Here is a 688-nt window from a genome sequence, read left to right as displayed (position 1 = left end):
CCTTTCCTGGGAACGGCGGTTGCTTTCGCTTTGGCAACGAGCATCCCAACCATGTTCGCTATCTTTGCCGCTTTAGGGTTGGGAATGGCTCTACCTTGGATCCTTGTCGCTACGTTCCCATCCATTGCTCTATCATTGCCAAAACCGGGTGTATGGATGAGCAAAGTGAAGTATCTATTTGGCGCAATGATGCTCATAACCAGTCTCTGGTTGCTGTCGCTTTTGACTCATCACCTTCCCATTTTATGGATTGTTATTATTGGGGTTGTCTCGGTTGTCGCGTTCTTTATACGTACATTGAAAGTCTATGGAGAAAAAGTCGCAGCGTGGGTTGGAGGAACAGTGGTGGTTTTGCTTGCAAGTAGCATGGTGATTGGTAGTGTAACGACCGATAAGTGGGCGACGCCTTTACCCGCAGAGCCGAATTGGGAAAGGCTGTCGACCAGTAAAATCAATGATTATGTGGCACAAGGGAAAACAGTCTTTGTGGATGTGACTGCTGAGTGGTGCATCAGCTGTAAAGCCAACAAAATCGGTGTTGTTCTGCAAGATCCGGTTTACAGCACTCTCCAACACCCTAATGTCATTGCTATGCAGGGAAACTGGACAACACCGAGTGTGAGTGTCACCGAGTTTCTGCAATCTCATGGTCGTTTTGGCGTCCCATTCAATGTTGTTTATGGACCAC

General features: G+C 47.7%; 1 protein-coding gene. It reads left to right on the top strand.

What is annotated here, in order from left to right:
• Positions 1 to 156: 156 nt before the first annotated feature.
• Positions 157 to 688 (top strand): thioredoxin family protein (locus tag ACP45E_RS21130; RefSeq protein ID WP_277815734.1); only part of this gene is annotated, 532 nt, incomplete at its 3' end.

It is taken from the genome of Vibrio genomosp. F10 str. 9ZD137, from assembly GCF_049974785.1.
Taxonomy (GTDB): Bacteria; Pseudomonadota; Gammaproteobacteria; order Enterobacterales; family Vibrionaceae; genus Vibrio.
This window is presented reverse-complemented; position numbering and strand designations above follow the sequence as displayed.